Here is a 758-nt window from a genome sequence, read left to right as displayed (position 1 = left end):
GCCCAAATCCCCATCTACCTTAACCTTAGTAGTAGCAGCAAGTAGTTTAAGAGTAACTTGGTCATTTGACTCACTACCATTTATAGTAAGAGCTTTATCACTCATATCTGTTGCACCGTTTGTAAAGTTGATCTCGGTACTATCTACATTAGTTACTTTAGTGATATCTATAGTTACTGCAGAATCGGCTCCGGTTATAGCAGTAGTATTTGTACCTAAAGTAAGCTTATCTAAGTTCCCTCCACCAAAATCACCAATTACCTTAAGAGATGCTATAGTAGTTCCTGATACTTCTACGCTATCATCACCGCTTCCGCCATTAAACGTAAGAGTATCGTTCGCAGCTGCTTGTAGTTTTGTTGTAGAAGTAGCGTAATTAGTTAAGACACTTAAATTTACTGTTTTAAGAGCGTCTACTGCTGAAGTTTCATTTATATCTACAGTATCGTTTCCTACACCCAAATCGCCTGATAGAGTTACTGATGAAGTAGTAGCTGCGGTAGTTAATTCTATTTTATCATCGCCTAAACTACCAGTAACTTCTGCTTTGAAATTTTGAATATTACCTTTTGATGCTAAAGCTATCTTACTTGCAGTATCAGCTGAAAGCTCTGAAGCTTTATATATTATATTATCAGATGTTATTTTACCTACTGTTGTAGTACCTAATACTTTAGAAAGATCTACATTTACGCTATCTGCAGCTATATTGCCTGCTTTTACCGAAGTACTTGCGTCTCCTGCGTTTAGGGTTATCG

General features: G+C 36.8%; 1 pseudogene. It reads right to left on the bottom strand.

From position 1 onward, the window contains the following. Positions 1-758, bottom strand: a pseudogene (locus RVY88_RS09120) (cell surface protein); the annotation flags it as partial.

The organism is Campylobacter sp. TJR-1 (genome assembly GCF_032840035.1).
GTDB lineage: Bacteria > Campylobacterota > Campylobacteria > Campylobacterales > Campylobacteraceae > Campylobacter > Campylobacter fetus.
The sequence above is the reverse complement of the archived record's forward strand: the minus strand, read 5'-3'. Positions and strand labels throughout refer to the sequence as shown.